Origin of the sequence: Acinetobacter sp. TY1 (assembly GCF_048551395.1) — a bacterium.
Classification (GTDB): domain Bacteria; phylum Pseudomonadota; class Gammaproteobacteria; order Pseudomonadales; family Moraxellaceae; genus Acinetobacter.
The window spans coordinates 137,745-153,291 of record NZ_JBLYZK010000003.1 but is presented as its reverse complement, the minus strand read 5'-3'; the positions used below and the strand labels follow the sequence as shown (position 1 = coordinate 153,291).

The 15,547-nt window shown below is 37.7% G+C and carries 11 protein-coding genes; 4 read left to right on the top strand and 7 right to left on the bottom strand.

Features of this window, described 5'->3' with window-relative positions:
- Nucleotides 1-72 precede the first annotated feature (72 nt).
- From leuA to ACK2M2_RS03245, 4 genes are all read right to left on the bottom strand, one after another.
- Nucleotides 73-1,767 (bottom strand): 2-isopropylmalate synthase, encoded by a 1,695-nt coding sequence (gene leuA / locus ACK2M2_RS03260; protein WP_419346112.1) that lies wholly within the window; start codon nucleotides 1,765-1,767, stop codon nucleotides 73-75.
- 500 nt (nucleotides 1,768-2,267) lie between these two features.
- Nucleotides 2,268-2,951, bottom strand: a complete 684-nt coding sequence (locus tag ACK2M2_RS03255; protein ID WP_409510268.1) for a Fe2+-dependent dioxygenase — start codon at nucleotides 2,949-2,951, stop codon at nucleotides 2,268-2,270.
- A gap of 116 nt (nucleotides 2,952-3,067) precedes the next feature.
- Nucleotides 3,068-5,386 carry a TonB-dependent receptor gene (locus ACK2M2_RS03250; RefSeq protein ID WP_419346111.1) on the bottom strand — a complete coding sequence of 773 codons (2,319 nt, stop codon included), beginning with the start codon at nucleotides 5,384-5,386 and terminating at the stop codon, nucleotides 3,068-3,070.
- Nucleotides 5,387-5,605: 219 nt separating this feature from the next.
- Complete coding sequence (locus tag ACK2M2_RS03245) at nucleotides 5,606-7,777, bottom strand: TonB-dependent receptor domain-containing protein (RefSeq protein ID WP_419346110.1); 2,172 nt, start codon at nucleotides 7,775-7,777, stop codon at nucleotides 5,606-5,608.
- A gap of 264 nt (nucleotides 7,778-8,041) precedes the next feature.
- Here ACK2M2_RS03245 and tig point away from each other — a divergent pair, with 264 nt between their 5' ends.
- The 4 genes from tig to ACK2M2_RS03225 all read left to right on the top strand — a co-directional run bounded on the left by tig (nucleotide 8,042) and on the right by ACK2M2_RS03225 (nucleotide 12,454).
- Nucleotides 8,042-9,373, top strand: coding sequence for a trigger factor (gene tig / locus ACK2M2_RS03240; RefSeq protein WP_409510271.1), 1,332 nt, complete (start codon nucleotides 8,042-8,044; stop codon nucleotides 9,371-9,373).
- A 192-nt stretch (nucleotides 9,374-9,565) separates the two neighbouring features.
- Nucleotides 9,566-10,177, top strand: coding sequence for an ATP-dependent Clp endopeptidase proteolytic subunit ClpP (clpP, locus tag ACK2M2_RS03235; protein ID WP_409510272.1), 612 nt, complete (start codon nucleotides 9,566-9,568; stop codon nucleotides 10,175-10,177).
- Nucleotides 10,178-10,224: 47 nt separating this feature from the next.
- Nucleotides 10,225-11,535, top strand: a complete 1,311-nt coding sequence (gene clpX / locus ACK2M2_RS03230) for an ATP-dependent Clp protease ATP-binding subunit ClpX (protein ID WP_409510273.1) — start codon at nucleotides 10,225-10,227, stop codon at nucleotides 11,533-11,535.
- A 160-nt stretch (nucleotides 11,536-11,695) separates the two neighbouring features.
- Nucleotides 11,696-12,454: a DUF2846 domain-containing protein gene (locus ACK2M2_RS03225; protein ID WP_419346109.1), complete on the top strand. Its 759-nt coding sequence runs from the start codon at nucleotides 11,696-11,698 to the stop codon at nucleotides 12,452-12,454.
- 93 nt (nucleotides 12,455-12,547) lie between these two features.
- Here the strand turns inward: ACK2M2_RS03225 and ACK2M2_RS03220 are convergent, their stop codons facing one another.
- From ACK2M2_RS03220 to ACK2M2_RS03210, 3 genes are all read right to left on the bottom strand, one after another.
- A complete protein-coding gene (locus tag ACK2M2_RS03220) occupies nucleotides 12,548-13,033 on the bottom strand; it encodes a DUF2059 domain-containing protein (protein WP_419346108.1) in 486 nt (161 codons plus the stop codon).
- A gap of 117 nt (nucleotides 13,034-13,150) precedes the next feature.
- Nucleotides 13,151-13,693, bottom strand: a complete 543-nt coding sequence (locus ACK2M2_RS03215) for a DUF2059 domain-containing protein (protein ID WP_419346107.1) — start codon at nucleotides 13,691-13,693, stop codon at nucleotides 13,151-13,153.
- 93 nt (nucleotides 13,694-13,786) lie between these two features.
- Nucleotides 13,787-15,313 (bottom strand): fumarate hydratase, encoded by a 1,527-nt coding sequence (locus ACK2M2_RS03210; RefSeq protein ID WP_419346106.1) that lies wholly within the window; start codon nucleotides 15,311-15,313, stop codon nucleotides 13,787-13,789.
- Nucleotides 15,314-15,547: the final 234 nt, after the last annotated feature.

The following is a 15,547-nucleotide window of genomic DNA, read 5'->3' as shown; positions in this document are numbered from 1 at the left end:
TGCAAAGAAAGGATACCACTTGGGGCATCCTTTCTAAAGTCATTTAACTGATATTACTTATATAGATCCTGCTTATACCGCAGCAGCCACTTGATCTTTTTTAAGTAATCCTTGATCAATTAAACGATTGGTTGCAGCAATAATCGCATCAATAGATGAGGTGACAATATTGTCATGTACACCCGCGCCAAATGCAGATTTACCTGCACCTTGAACTTGAAGCTCAATCAATGCCAAGGCTTTTGCATTTGCACCTGAACTGATACTTCGTTCTTCATAGTTCACCACATCAATTGGCAATTGAAGAGCATTTAAAATAGCAGAGATTGGACCATTACCTTCACCACGTAAATGTTGAATTTCACCATTCACAACTACATCAAGTTCAATGACCTGACTGCCATTTTCATCTGACAATTTATAGTTTTTCGTTGAATAATGTGCATCTTTGGCTGCAACATAAGTATTTGTGAACAAGTCCCAAATTTGTTTTGCAGTGACTTCGACACCTTCATCATCTGCAACTTGCTGAACCACTTGAGAGAATTCAACTTGTAAGCGACGTGGTAATACTACGTTGTAGTTCGCTTCTAACAAATAAGCGATACCACCTTTACCTGATTGTGAGTTGACACGAATGACTGCATCATAATCACGGCCTAAATCACGTGGGTCGATTGGTAAGTAAGGCATATCCCAAATTTCTTCATTTTTTTGGAACTCAAAACCTTTCTTAATCGCATCTTGGTGCGAACCTGAGAATGCGGTAAAGACCAAGTCACCCGCATACGGATGACGAGGGTGTACAGGCAAACCTGTGCATTCTTCAACGGTGGCAATGATTTCGTTAATGTTTGAGAAGTCTAATTCAGGAGCAACGCCTTGGGTATACATGTTCAAGGCAATAGCAGCAACATCTACATTACCAGTACGTTCGCCATTTCCAAACACACAACCTTCTACACGGTCAGCACCCGCCATGATTGCTAATTCAGACGCTGCGATACCGCAACCACGGTCATTATGGCAATGTACAGAAATGATCACACCATCACGGCGTTGTAAATTACGGTGCATCCACTCAATTTGGTCTGCATATACATGAGGACCTGAAACTTCAACGGTAGCAGGTAAGTTCAAAATCACTTTATTGTCCGCTGATGCTTCCCAAATTTCAGTCACAGCATCACAAACATCTTTAGCCACTTCTAGTTCTGTTGCAGAAAAACATTCAGGGCTATATTGGAAAATAAAATCTGTTTCGGGCTGCTTCGCTGCATACTCTTTGACTTTAGTTGCTGCATTGATTGCCAATTGTTTCGCGCCATTAGCATCAACATTCAATACTTTCTTACGGAAAGTTGGAGAGTTTGAGTTGTAGATATGCACAATGGCACGTTTTGCACCTTGTAAAGATTCAAAAGTACGTGCAATCAAGTGATCACGTGCTTGAACTAAAACTTCAATATATACGTCTTCAGGAATATGATTTTCTTCAATTAATTTACGCGTGAAATCGAAGTCCACTTGTGATGCAGAAGGAAAACCAATTTCAATATGTTTAAAACCAATTTTTACCAACATTTGGAACATTTTAAATTTTTGTTCGATGTTCATTGGCTCAAAAATCGCTTGGTTACCATCACGAAGGTCGGTACTCATCCAAATTGGCGCTTTATTGATTTCATTGTTTGGCCATTGACGGTCAGGCAAGTCCACACGTTGATACATGCGACGGTATTTTTTACTTGGATCAGCCAACATCATGAGGAACTCCTTGTGCAGTTTTGGTTGCTCGCTTTTGGGATAATAAAGGCAACGCACTACAAATATAGATTGTGTCTATTCTATCGATTTACAAGTACTTTTTCTGAACATATCGCCTAAAGTGGCATAATATTTTCAGTCTGATGACCGCACAATCGTTCGTTCAACAGTCTTGTAAGTGGGTATCTGTTATTTTTTATTCTAGGATAGTTTTCTCGAAAATAATTTCCTTAATTGCATGGATGTTTTTAAATTTCGGGAAAATATTCTGAATAATTTATAATTTTAAGAAAAATAATTCATATTTATAAGTTTTGTGTATTTGATTTTCGAAAAAATCAGTTTATTACCGATTTATTTAGATATGATTTTTAGATTTGAATAGCAGTAAATAGATGAAAAGAGCTTCATCTATTTTACGCTAGTATATTCGTTTTAAATTTTCACAATCAATGATCAAAATGGGACGTTTTATCTTTCTCTATTTTGATGTTTTAGATTTAAAGCTCAGCCCACTTCCGCATTAAATTATGATACATGCTCGTTAACTTAATCACTTCTTGATGGGTATCACCTAACTGCATACGTAATTTTTGAATAGTTTGATCTAAATCAAAAAGCATATGGCGTTCGGCATCATCTCGAATCATACTTTGTACCCAAAAAAATGAAGCAACGCGACAACCAGAAGTAATTGCGGTGACTTCATGTAAGCTGGTAGAAGGGTAGAGAATCATATCGCCTGCAGGTAATTTGACTTCGTGATAGCCATAAGTATCTTCAATTACCAACTCTCCACCTTCGTATTCATCAGGTTCACTAAGAAAAACAGTACAAGATAAATCAGTTCTTAGGCGTTCTTTTGTTCCCCGAATTCGACGAATTGAGTTGTCGACATGAAAACCAAAACTTTCGTTATTTTCATAACGATTGAATAGGGGAGGAATAATATCAAGCGGAATTGCAGCAGAAAGAAATAAAGGATGTTCACCCAAAGATTCTAAAATAATATTACTTAAATGATGCGTCAGTGGGTGATCTTCAGAAAGTTGTTGATTCTGTTTAACTGTCGCAGAGAGTGTTCCCGCTGTGACTTTGCCATTGACCCATTCGATTTTGTCCATTTCTGTTCGGAAGTATTGAACTTGTTCTTTGCTGAGTACCGTTGGAATATGGTGAATCATGACAACCTCGCTGAATAATGAGCGGAATAAAAATAGCCCCTGTAGACAGAGGCTATTTTACATTAAAACCCATAATGTATTTTAAAGACATAAAATAATTATGGGTTTATTTAAACTTAGTACTTAAAGTTTACAGAAAGTACTGCACTGCGACCTTCAGCCTCTGTTGCATAGTGTGATGCATAAGCTTTAGTGAAATAACGTTTGTCAGAAAGGTTGTTTACATTTAACTGTAAATCAACATTTTTGTTTACGTTATAACGAGCCATTGCATCGTAACGAACATAGCTTGGAACCCATTTTGTATTGGTTGCATTACCAAATACTTTGTCCATATATGTTGCACCACCACCAATAGTCACTTGTGGTAAAACAGCATAAGTTGTCCAAAGTGTTGCAGAGTTTTTTGCAACGTTTTGTACTTGGTTACCATTACTTGGGTTTTCTGCATAAATTGGTGCTGCAGTTGTACCAATATTGGTATAACCACCATCTACAAGTTCACTATCTAAATATGTATAGCCAGCCATTACTGCCCATTTTTCAGTAATATTACCTGTTACACCAAGCTCAATACCATCAACACGGGTTTCACCGATGTTACTTGTTGTTCCTTCAGTTGTTGTTGCACGTGTATTGGTTTTTTCGGTACGGAAAATTGCTGCAGTAAGATTGAGTTTATCATTCAGTACATCCCACTTTGTACCTAACTCATATGTTTTTACTTCTTCAGGTTTTAAATTATTAATTGCAGCTGTAATACCTTCTGAACCATCACCGCCATCAACGCCTACAGGGTTTGATGAAGTTGCATAGCTTGCATAAATGCTACTATTTTCAGTTGGTTTAAATGTTACGCCAGCCTGCCAGTTAATAAAATCTTTATCATTTTCAATTGCAACTTGGTCGCCTGCTTTAGCAGTCGGTTTCGTTGCTGTTACAGCGCTGTTGAGCGAACCATAAGTCATGGTTTGTTCTGTTTTATATTTATCCCAACGAACACCGAGATCTAATAACCATTGTGGGTGAAGTTCAATGTTGTCAAGGAAGTAAACTGATGTATTCTTACTTTGAATATTGTAAGAATCCGCGCCTACTGTACTGATTGAACCCATCCAAGTACCACGATTTGGATTTTGTACAGAAGTACACCAACCAGAAGTAATATCAGCAGGTTTACAGGCATTATGAGCTGCGCCTGTAGATGTTAAGCCATCAATAATATATTGAGTACGATCAGTTTCTTGATCAGAATATTCTGCACCCAAATTAAAACTATGTTTTAAAAAACCGGTGTTAAATTTACCTGTTAAAGCAAGTTGATCTGTAAATGTATCTGTATCAGCAACACGTGAGTTAGCACGTGCCCAAACATTACCCGTTAATGCGCCAGTTGCCGAATAAAAATTTCCTCTCGAATCATCAGGGTTAGTCCATAGATAGTCATTTTTCGAATTGTTATATACCGCTGTATTGGTAATTGTGAGATTATCTGTTAAATCATGCTCTAACTTAATAGTACCAATCTGATTTTCTTGTTTTTGGAAATCACGGTCTTTCCAACCGTAATATTCACCTTGTTTAACATCAATTGGTTTACCATTACCGTTAAATTTGGCATTTGCATTGGTTGCAGCAAAAGGATTGTTATATGGAATGCCTGAATCTGGTGTATCGTCAGATTTTAAATAGTAATAACCTAAAGTTGCACGTGTTGGTGTATCTAGACCAAATGTAATGCTTGGTGCAATACCAGCACGTTTGTACTCAGCACCGTCAGATTGACCCGCTTTTTCATTGTGATGACCCATTACAGCTACACGAGCAGCAATACCATTACCAAAATCTTTATTGCCGTCTAAAGTAATACGTTGATAATTGTCTGTACCTGAACCCACAGAACCTTCTAAAGAGTCACCTTTTTTAGCAACTTTAGAAATCATGTTGATACTACCGCCTGATGTTCCAGCACCGCCAAGGGCAGAGGCAGAACCTTTGGTAACTTCAACTTGTTCAATTGCAAACATTTCACGGTTTTGAGAAGTTGCATTGCGTACGCCATCGACATACATTGAACTTTCAGAGTTATAACCACGAATAAATGGACGGTCGCCATTTGGGTTACCACCTTCACCTGCACCCAAAGTAATACCAGGTACAGTACGAAGAGCATCACTCAAAGTTGTTATTTGAGTATCTTTTAAAAGCTGTTTAGAAATCACTAACACAGATTTTGGTGTATCGAGAAGAGGTGCTACAAATTTTGAATTTGCAGATTGTTCAACTTTAAAACTTCCCTGCGATGTAGCTTGTACTTCAATAACTGGTAATTTTTCTTGGCTGTCTTCCTGAGCCATTGCTGTTGACGCCATCACTGAAAGTGATGATGCGATTGCAGTGGTGATAATTTTTTTACGCGATTTGATAAATGACATTGATTAACTCACAAAGAGTAGTGCAAATTTGTATGCGAATAATAATGATTCTTATTTTATATTGCATCTTTTTAGAATTGGAATTGTCGATTCTCAAATAGTAAGAAAAAGGAAAAATTAATGAAATAATGTAACATAATGTTTTAAGTTAATGATTATTTGTAATTAAATAAAAACCCTAACAAAGTAGGATTTTTATTTAATTGGCTTTAATTTATTTTAAAAGTCATAAGATATTGATAACCAGTAGTTTCGACCTGGCAAATAAGTCCCAGACATACCTGAACCAATGACCATATAATCATAATAAGATGCAGGATCACCATTGGCATCTGTGTAGCTACCATTTTTGGTAAAGTCTTTATCTAACAAGTTATTTACAGCACCTGTAATACGGACATTATCAGAAAGTGAGTAATTTGCACCTAAATTAAATAAGTTGTACCCGTTCAGTTTATTGCCTGTTGCTTTATAAATTAATGCAGCATCACCTGAGGTTTGCTCAGTATTGTAGCGTTTACGTTCTGACTTATATTCGTGTTGCAACCAAACATCCATAGCAGGGTTGATGTGCCATGTCGATGTCATGTTAAAGGCATTTTTAGGTACATTACTTAAATAAGAACCTTTATTTTCACCCTTGGTAATTTCAGATTCCATATACGTGTATGCAGCTTTAATATCCCATTCAGGAATAATTTGATACTTTAAGCTCAGCTCAATACCTTTGGTTTCTGCTTCATCTGCATTGATGCTTTGTGAGAATGTATCTTGGGTGATGTGGGAACCATAGCTTACACAACCAGGTCTATTCGGGGTTGTTGTAAATGAACAGTTTAAAAGTTCTGGACCATCTGTAATCAGGTTGTCAATTTTATTGAAGAAGGCTGTAGTGGTGAGGTCTAAATTACCGTTGTTGTAGTTAAAGCCCAATTCATAGTTCAATGACTCTTCAGGCTTTAAGTCTGGTGAGCCAATTTGAAAGTTTGCACCCTGACCACTTACACCAATTACACCGTCATGTAATGCTTTTGGAGAAGGCGCTTTATAACCTGTGCTGACGCCACCTTTAAATGTCCAAGCATCAGAAGCATTCCAAACCAAATAGCCTCGTGGACTGAATTGACCGCCGAAACCAGAGTGATCTTCATAACGTCCACCAAAAGTGAATGCTAAATTTTCACGTAAACGCCATTCATCTTCTGCATAAAAAGAGTAGGAATCTTTATCAAATTCTGCACCAATACCTGCTAAATCATCTGCAACTTTAGCTTTTTTATATTCAGCACCCACCGTTAATATATGGTTTGCAATTGGGGCAATAATATGTGTATCAGCAACTAGATCGGTATTTTTCAAATTACGATCAGAACCTGCATAAGCATTTTGTGCAAATGTACCAGTTGGAATGGTTCGGCCTTTGGTTTCGGTTTCAGTTTGACTCACATAAGTGGACCATTTACCAAAACTGTAATCACCATCATGTCCTAAAGAATATTGTTCACGATTAAACTCTAACTCATCTTTATAACCACGAGCACGGCTTGGCGTATCTTGAGTTCCTAGACGGTCACCATCGTTACTATAAGTTTGGCTTGATTGAAAAGCATCAACCCAAAAGCTATTTTGGTCATTGAGTTTAAAGCTTAACTTTCCACCTAGATCATAGATATCTGCTTCAGATGGACGAGGATCACGACCTGATGTACCTGGAATACGTTCTGATTTTTGGCGATCTAAGAAGCTACCACGAAGTTGTAGACCTAAAATATTATTGATAAGTGGGCCATTGAGCACAAAGCTGGTTTTCCATGAGTCAGCTTCTTCTTTGCTTTCCATGTCATTACCACTGAGTGTGACATTACCTGTCCACTCATCGGTCACTTTTTTAGTAATGATGTTGATAACACCACCCATCGCTTCTGATCCATAACGAGTCGCCATTGGACCACGAATCACTTCAATTCGTTCAATCGCCGCTAAAGGAGGTAAAAAGCCGTTTGATGATTCACCAAAACCATTAGGTGTAACATCATCAGAGGTCGTTTGACGACGACCATCAATCAAAATTAGGCTGTATTTATTATCTAAGCCACGCATTTTGATATTTAAACCAGAAGTTTTCCCAATACCGTCACGGATATCAATACCTGGAATATCTGAGAGTAGGTCTGAAATGCTGGTTGCATTTTTCTTTTCAATGTCATCCTTCGTCACAATACTAATACTGGCTGGCGCATTTTTAATATCTTGCTCAAACCCCGAAGCGGAAACAACAATCGTGTCTAATTTACGTAAAGAATCAGGTTGAGCTGTGGTCTCTGCAAATGCAGATGTTGTGGTTATTCCAAGCAAGGCAATGGAAAGCGGACGAAGGTTGAACTTACTCATAAAAGAATTCCGTAATGGACGAGATAAATAAAATTTTGAAAAATAACAATATAAAATTGCAGACTAATACTAATGAGAATTTTTATCATTTTCAATTGAAATGTTATATTGTTATAAAAAAGATGACGAAGTCATTAGATATTGATAGATAAGTAAATGATGAAGTTTGAGTGCTTTAAATCTTTCGCTTTGTATATCGTTCATTGTTGTCATATAATATGACACTTTAAAAATTGCAATTACTATTTCTATATCGAGGAAGCCATGCAAGTAACTTCTGAAGCGGTTTCGGGCGTTGCCCGTCGTTTAACTGTATCTGTACCGACGAGCCGTGTGAACGAGCAATTTGAAGCTCGTTTGAAACGTAGTGCCAAAACTGTAAAGATCAACGGCTTCCGTCCAGGTAAAGTGCCTTTGAACGTTGTTCGTCGTGAATATGGCGCAAGCATCTATCAAGAAGTTGTGAACGATGTAATTCGTGACACAGTATTCGAAGCGATTCAACAAGAAAAAATCAATGCTGTAGGCATGCCAAACATTGATAAAGTTGAAAACAAAGAAGATGCTTTAGTTTTTGAAGCAACTGTTGAAGTTTATCCAGAAGTTGACGTAAAGTTTGACGGTTTAGAAGTTGAACGTAAATCAACTGAAATCAACGATAAAGATGTTGATACTATGCTTGAAAACCTACAGAAGCAACGCGCTTCTTGGGCTGAAACAAAAGGCATGGCGAAAAAAGACATGCAAGTAACTTTCGATTTCGAAGGTACACTTGATGGCGAGAAATTTGAAGGCGGTTCTGCTGAAGACTTCAAACTTGTATTAGGTTCAGGTCGTATGATCCCTGGCTTCGAAGATGGCATCATCGGTATGAAGAAAGGCGAAGAGAAAGTGATTGATGTAACTTTCCCTGAAGACTATCAAGCTGAAAACCTTGCAGGTAAAGCAGCTCAGTTCAAAATTACTGTGAAGCTTGTTGAAAAACAAAAACTTCCAGAAATTGATGCTGAATTCCTTAAAATCTTCGGTTTAACTGAAGAAGAAGGCGTAGAAAAATTAAAAGCTGACGTTCGTAAAAATATGGAACGTGAAGTGAAAAATGGTCTACGTAACCAAGTGAAGAGCGCAACTTTTGATGCACTTGTAGCTGCTAATGAAGTTGAAATTCCAGCATCTATGCTTGCTCAAGAAATTGACCGTCAACGTCAACAAATGATTCAGCAGTTCACTCAGCAGTTTGGTGCTCAAGGTGCGCAAGCATTTGACAGCAGCATGCTTCCTGATGACTTGTTCAAAGAACAAGCTGAAAAATCAGTTAAACTAGGCATTCTTGTAAGCAAATTATTGGCTGATGCTAAACTTGAAGTTGATCCAGCTCGTGTTGAAGCATATATCGATGATATGGCTTCTTCTTACGAAGATCCAACTGAAGTGATTGAATACTTTAAAAATGACAAGCAACAACGTGCGCAAATTGAAGGCGTTGTACTTGAAGATCAAGTTGTAGATCACATTCTTGCTTCTGCAAAAGTGACTGAAACACCTGTATCTTACGAAGAATTATTGAAAGAACAGCAAGCTCGCCAACAAGGCTAAGCTTCTGTAATTGAAAAAAAGGCGCTTCATGCGCCTTTTTTTATGCTGTATCAATTGTGTTAATCAACCTGAAATTAAAATGCTGATGTAAAAAATATCTAATATTTAATGGTGAATATTTTGCAATTTCAGTAATTATCCCTCATATTGTCATTATGAGTGAAGTAACAAAAATTCAGGAATAAATAAAGTATGTATGTTTCATCAATTGAAAACGCTTTAGTGCCAATGGTCGTAGAACAGTCTTCACGTGGTGAGCGTTCTTTCGACATTTTTTCACGTCTTTTACGTGAACGCGTGATTTTTTTAACAGGTGAAGTTGAAGACAATATGGCGAATTTAATTGTCGCACAAATGTTGTTTCTTGAAGCTGAAAACCCTGAAAAAGACATTCACCTTTATATTAACTCACCAGGTGGTTCCGTGACTGCAGGCATGGCAATTTACGACACTATGCAGTTTATTAAGCCCGATGTTGTGACGTATTGTATGGGTCAAGCCGCTTCTATGGGTGCTTTCCTATTGAATGCTGGTGCAAAAGGCAAACGTTATTGCTTAGAAAATGCACGTGTGATGATCCATCAACCGCTTGGTGGTTTCCGTGGTCAGGCATCTGATATAGAAATTCATGCCCGTGAAATTTTGTTCATCAAAGAGCGTTTAAACCGTTTAATGGCAGAACATAGTGGTCAAGATTTTGAAAAAGTGGCACGTGATACAGATCGTGATAATTTTATGACCGCTGAACAGGCAAAAGAATATGGTCTAGTCGACCAAGTTCTTTCAAAACGCCCGCAGCTATAAATTATTTGTAGGCGATTATTTATAAAGATTCAAAATTTGGAGTAAAAATGTCCGATCATCCTCAGGGACAAAAACATTGTTCATTTTGCGGAAAAACGCAGTCGGAAGTTGGAAAACTGATCGCAGGCGAAGACGCATACATTTGTAATGAGTGTGTCGATGTTTGCCTTGACCTCGTTCAGACTAGTCAACAAGTTGAAACAGGTGATTGGGCAAATCGTCCATTACCAAAGCCACATGAGATTCGTGCGGCGCTCGATCAATACGTGATTGGTCAAGATCTTGCGAAAAAGACATTATCTGTTGCGGTTTATAACCATTATAAACGTTTAAAAGTATCTCAAACGGGGCATAAGCCTGAAGATGGTGTTGAAATTGCAAAAAGTAATATTTTACTGATTGGGCCAACAGGTTCGGGTAAAACATTACTTGCACAAACACTTGCACGCTTGCTTGATGTGCCTTTTGCCATGGCAGATGCAACGACATTAACCGAAGCAGGTTACGTTGGTGAAGATGTTGAAAACATTGTACAAAAGCTTTTGCAAAAAGCTGATTATGATGTGGAAAAAGCTCAGAAAGGGATTATCTATATCGATGAAATCGACAAGATTACCCGTAAATCTGAGAATCCATCGATTACACGTGATGTGTCAGGTGAAGGTGTACAGCAAGCTTTGCTGAAAATGATCGAAGGTACGGTTGCTTCAATTCCACCACAAGGTGGGCGTAAGCATCCGCAACAAGAATTTATTCAAATTGATACTTCAAACATTCTGTTTATCTGTGGTGGTGCATTCTCAGGTCTTGAGCGTGTGGTACAACAGCGTCAGGAAAAAGGTGGCATTGGTTTTACAGCTGATGTGAAGAGCAAAGATGATACGAAAAAAGTCTCTGAATTGTTCAGTCAAGTTGAAGCAGCCGATTTGGTTAAATTTGGTCTAATTCCTGAATTTATTGGTCGCTTGCCTGTACTTGCAACACTTGAAGAGCTAGATGAAGAAGCGTTGATGCAAATTTTGACAGAGCCGAAAAATGCTTTAACGCGTCAATATCAGTATTTATTTGAAATGGAAAATGTTGATCTGTTGTTTGAAGATTCTGCATTACGTGCCGTTGCAAAACGTGCACTTGAGCGAAATACAGGCGCACGTGGTCTACGTTCTATTTTAGAAAATATTTTGCTTGAAACGATGTATGATTTACCAACACGTACAGATGTAGGTACGGTGGTGATTAATGAAGCTGTGATTAATGATAAAGCAGCACCGATTTATTTACCTGAACGTCAACCGAAAAAAGACAAACCGTCTGAAACCAAAGTTGATTTGAAAGTGATTGAAAGTAAGTCTGCTTAAAGGATTTCAATGCTTTAAGTTGCAATTCATCTGAAACGTGTAAAAAGCTTGGCTTTTTACACGTTTTTTTATGTTTAAAATGACATTGAAATGTTAAGCTCAATATGGAAAATAGTACTTTTAGATAACGAAAATAAAAAATACGCGGTGAGGGATAATCATGCGTTACTTAGGTTTAATGCTTTTAGTGGGTTGTGGGCTGAGTGCTTGTCAAAGCCATAAAACCGTAGAAAAGCAGCAACTACAAACAGGTCAGGTAGTTTCTACACTCGATCAAATTGATTATGAAAAAGAAGATTCTTTGGTTTCATCTAAACTCGATCAATACAAAGTTGGTAAATTTTCTGTAGGTTCTTGGGTTAATCAAGCACCAGGTCAATATTTCAAGTTGGTTAAACCACAAAATCCACAAGCTGCTGTGGTGTATTTTTATCGACCTGATAGTAAATGGAATCGGCAAGAGATTATTGCGACGAATTTCTTTTTGAATGGAAAACGTATTCCAAGCCTTATCAGTAATCATTATTATTGGGTTGAGTTAGCAGAGGGTGATTATAAGCTGAGTATGAGTCGTCCTTTGACCGTGGTTCATTTTCAAAAACCAAAATCTACTTTTTTTTCTGTCAAAGCAGGGCAACAATATTTTGTAAAATATGAAGAAGAACAGTTCCGTGGTGGACCAAATGGTGATGCGAGTCTGCTTAGAGTGGGACCGCTTATGCAGATGCCAACGCGTCAGGGTTTGAAAGAAATTGGTATGACTCAACTTAAAACGCCAGGACTCAATTTTGTCGGTGAGTTGGATAGCCAAGGGGAATTGGTTAAGGGTTCTGAAAAGATTGATAGTGGTAAATATCATGCAAGTGATGATGTACATACGACGGTACCATTTAAGCTTTGGAATCCATTGACTTGGTAAGTCGACTTATCATGAATTAGGTCAGTTGCGGTGATTTTTCACGTTGAAAAACAGAGTGTATATTACGCTCTGTTTTGCATTTAAGTTTTTTGACTATTGAGCTGCTTTTTGTAAGGCTTTAATTTTCTGCTGAATATCTTTAAAGTCTGCTTCTGTTGCCTGCATATTTTTCGTAAGGCGACTGTTAATGATTTTCATTGATTCCTGTGTCGCAAGCGGTGCTTTTGCTAAAATGGATTGTCCCATAGGGCTTGAGTAAAAGTTAATTTGTGCCTGAACTTCTTCAGCACTGTATACGTCTTTATAAATTTTCTGATAAATCGGCTGCATTTGTTCCCAAGCAATACTTTTTAGACTTTGCTGATACAGTTTGTCTGATAGTTCATTGGCAACAATTTGTTCTTGAGGGGAAAGTTTTTCATACCCCACAACGGCTTGAATCGTAAGATAGGCTTGCTGATCGAGTTGGGGACGAATTTGTTGAATTGTATTTTGCATCAATTGATTTAAATTCATAACTTTAAATAACTGCTGAATTTGTTGATCGCTTGCGGGTGCTGCAAAACTAAATGGACTCATCAAAAAAATTGACCCAATTAAAAACGGTTTTAAAAATTTCATTACAAGATGATTTTCCATGAGTATATAAGTATTTGGGTGTATTTTTAAATGCGTCATTTTTCAGCAGAATTTAAATTATTCTGTTGCTGTTAATGGCTGAATAATTGCTATTAGCTTAGTTTTAAAGGCTTCTTGGTATTCGGGTGTTGTCATGGACTGTTCTGATAATTGTGCTGTTTGAGTGTGAATTTCAGACATGACTTTGTTGGTTTTTTTATTAATAATTTGTCCCATTGGTGTGCTTAAAAAGGAAATATAGGCTTGGAGTTCCTCTTCGGTATAAGTCTTCTTAAAGGTTTCTTTAAATATTTGTATAAATTTAGGATTGTGAATCATTTGTTGATGCAGATCAGACAGTAAGGCACTGACCTGTAAAGCAGCATTCTGCGCATCAATATTCAGTGTTTTTGTCGCAGTGACTTGTTTAATCAGATCTTCAGCCTGTTGATCAAAATAGGGTTGCATGTCATGGGCAGATTGATCAAGTAACGTATTAAGCTCCGACAGTTGAATTAATTTGGTGACACTCTCTTCAGTTGCGGGAGAGGCGTAACATGCCATATTAAAACCACTAAAAGTCATCAAAAGTAAAACAGGTAAATATTGGAAGGAATACATTTTTATTCTCATTATTGTAAAAATAAAAAAAGCACTCTAATCATAGAGTGCTTTTTCATCAGAATTCAAGTTGAATCTGAAAATAATTAGAGATTATTTTGCAGCAGCATCAACTACATCAATCTTACCAATTTTCGCTTGCCAAATTTTTGGTGCAGTGGCATGAACAGAAGTACCATTCACATCAACAGCGACAGAAACAGGCATATCTTCAACTACAAATTTGTAGATGGCTTCCATCCCTAAGTCTGCAAAGGCAACAACTTCTGCTTGGCGAACAGCTTTAGATACAAGGTAAGCCGCGCCACCTACAGCCATTAAGTAAGTCGATTTGTTGTCTTTAATCGCTTCAATTGCTGTTGGACCACGTTCAGCTTTACCAATCATGCCGAACATACCTGTTGCTTCAAGCACTTGGCGTGTGAATTTATCCATACGTGTTGCAGTTGTAGGGCCTGCAGGACCAACCACTTCATCATTAATTGGATCAACTGGACCCACGTAGTAAATAAATTTACCTTTAAGATCTACAGGAAGTTCTTCGCCATTGTCGAGCATTTCACACATGCGTTTATGCGCAGCATCACGACCTGTATAAATTGTACCGTTTAAAAGTAAAGTATCACCAGGCTGCCATGAATTCATTTCTTCTTGCGTGATGTTATCTAAATCAACACGTTTAGAAGATGAAGAATCCCAAGTTACTTCTGGGTAATCAGATAATTTAGGTGCTTGAATGTGCGCAATGCCAGAACCATCTAATGTGAAGTGTGCATGACGAGTTGCCGCACAGTTTGGAATCATACCAACAGGTTTACCCGCAGCATGACATGGGTAATCTTTGATTTTAATATCAAGAACAGTCGTTAAACCACCAAGACCTTGAGCACCAATACCAAGAGCATTCACTTTTTCGAAGATTTCCATACGGAGTTCTTCAATTTTGTTTTCAGGTCCACGACGAAGAAGTTCGTCCATGTTAATTTCTTCCATGAGCGATTCTTTTGCAAGCATCATGGCTTTTTCAGCAGTACCACCAATCCCGATACCAAGCATACCTGGTGGACACCAACCTGCACCCATTGTTGGAACAGTTTTGAGTACCCAATCTACGATTGAATCAGAAGGGTTTAACATGGCAAGTTTAGATTTATTTTCTGAACCACCACCCTTAGCCGCAACAGTAATATCGACCTTATTACCTGGAACGAGTTTATAGTGAATTACAGCAGGGGTGTTATCTTTGGTATTTTTACGACCAAAAGCAGGATCAGCTAAAACAGATGCACGAAGTACGTTAGAGTTTTCTAAATAACCTTGGCGTACACCTTCGTTAATTGCATCATCTAGGCTTAAGGTTAAATCAAATTTAACGTCTAAGCCCACATCAACAAATACGTTGACAATACCGGTATCTTGGCAGATTGGACGATGTCCTTCTGCACACATACGAGAGTTAATTAAGATTTGTGCAATCGCATCTTTGGCAGCTTTGTTTTCTTCACGGTCATACGCACGACTCATTGCTTGAATAAAGTCTTGTGGATGGTAGTAAGAAATAAATTGAAGCGCATCCTTAACTGATGTGATCAAGTCATCTTGCTTGATAATAGTAGTCATACAAATATCTCTTGAGCGGGCTGATAGCTAGCGGGCTAAATTATAAGATAAAATGCAATTGTTTTGGGGCTTTTGAGTAAGCTTTGGGCGAAAGTTTAATGGTTTGTTGAATGAGTTTTGTCTGCGATGGGTTTTTATATTGACATCTGAATTGTGACAATATGACTGTAATATTTTATGAAAATGATATGGAATTATGGCATAAACCACATATTTTTATTATAACTTGTTGAA

Excerpts from the sequence above, each read along its gene's own strand:
- ACK2M2_RS03225 (WP_419346109.1), top strand. The coding sequence starts at position 11,696 with ATGCGTTACTTAGGTTTAATGCTTTTAGTGGGTTGTGGGCTGAGTGCT.
- clpP (WP_409510272.1), top strand. The coding sequence starts at position 9,566 with ATGTATGTTTCATCAATTGAAAACGCTTTAGTGCCAATGGTCGTAGAA.
- ACK2M2_RS03250 (WP_419346111.1), bottom strand. The coding sequence starts at position 5,386 with ATGTCATTTATCAAATCGCGTAAAAAAATTATCACCACTGCAATCGCA.
- tig (WP_409510271.1), top strand. The coding sequence starts at position 8,042 with ATGCAAGTAACTTCTGAAGCGGTTTCGGGCGTTGCCCGTCGTTTAACT.
- ACK2M2_RS03210 (WP_419346106.1), bottom strand. The coding sequence starts at position 15,313 with ATGACTACTATTATCAAGCAAGATGACTTGATCACATCAGTTAAGGAT.
- ACK2M2_RS03220 (WP_419346108.1), bottom strand. The coding sequence starts at position 13,033 with ATGAGTCCATTTAGTTTTGCAGCACCCGCAAGCGATCAACAAATTCAG.
- ACK2M2_RS03245 (WP_419346110.1), bottom strand. The coding sequence starts at position 7,777 with ATGAGTAAGTTCAACCTTCGTCCGCTTTCCATTGCCTTGCTTGGAATA.
- clpX (WP_409510273.1), top strand. The coding sequence starts at position 10,225 with ATGTCCGATCATCCTCAGGGACAAAAACATTGTTCATTTTGCGGAAAA.
- ACK2M2_RS03255 (WP_409510268.1), bottom strand. The coding sequence starts at position 2,951 with ATGATTCACCATATTCCAACGGTACTCAGCAAAGAACAAGTTCAATAC.
- ACK2M2_RS03215 (WP_419346107.1), bottom strand. The coding sequence starts at position 13,693 with ATGTATTCCTTCCAATATTTACCTGTTTTACTTTTGATGACTTTTAGT.
- leuA (WP_419346112.1), bottom strand. The coding sequence starts at position 1,767 with ATGATGTTGGCTGATCCAAGTAAAAAATACCGTCGCATGTATCAACGT.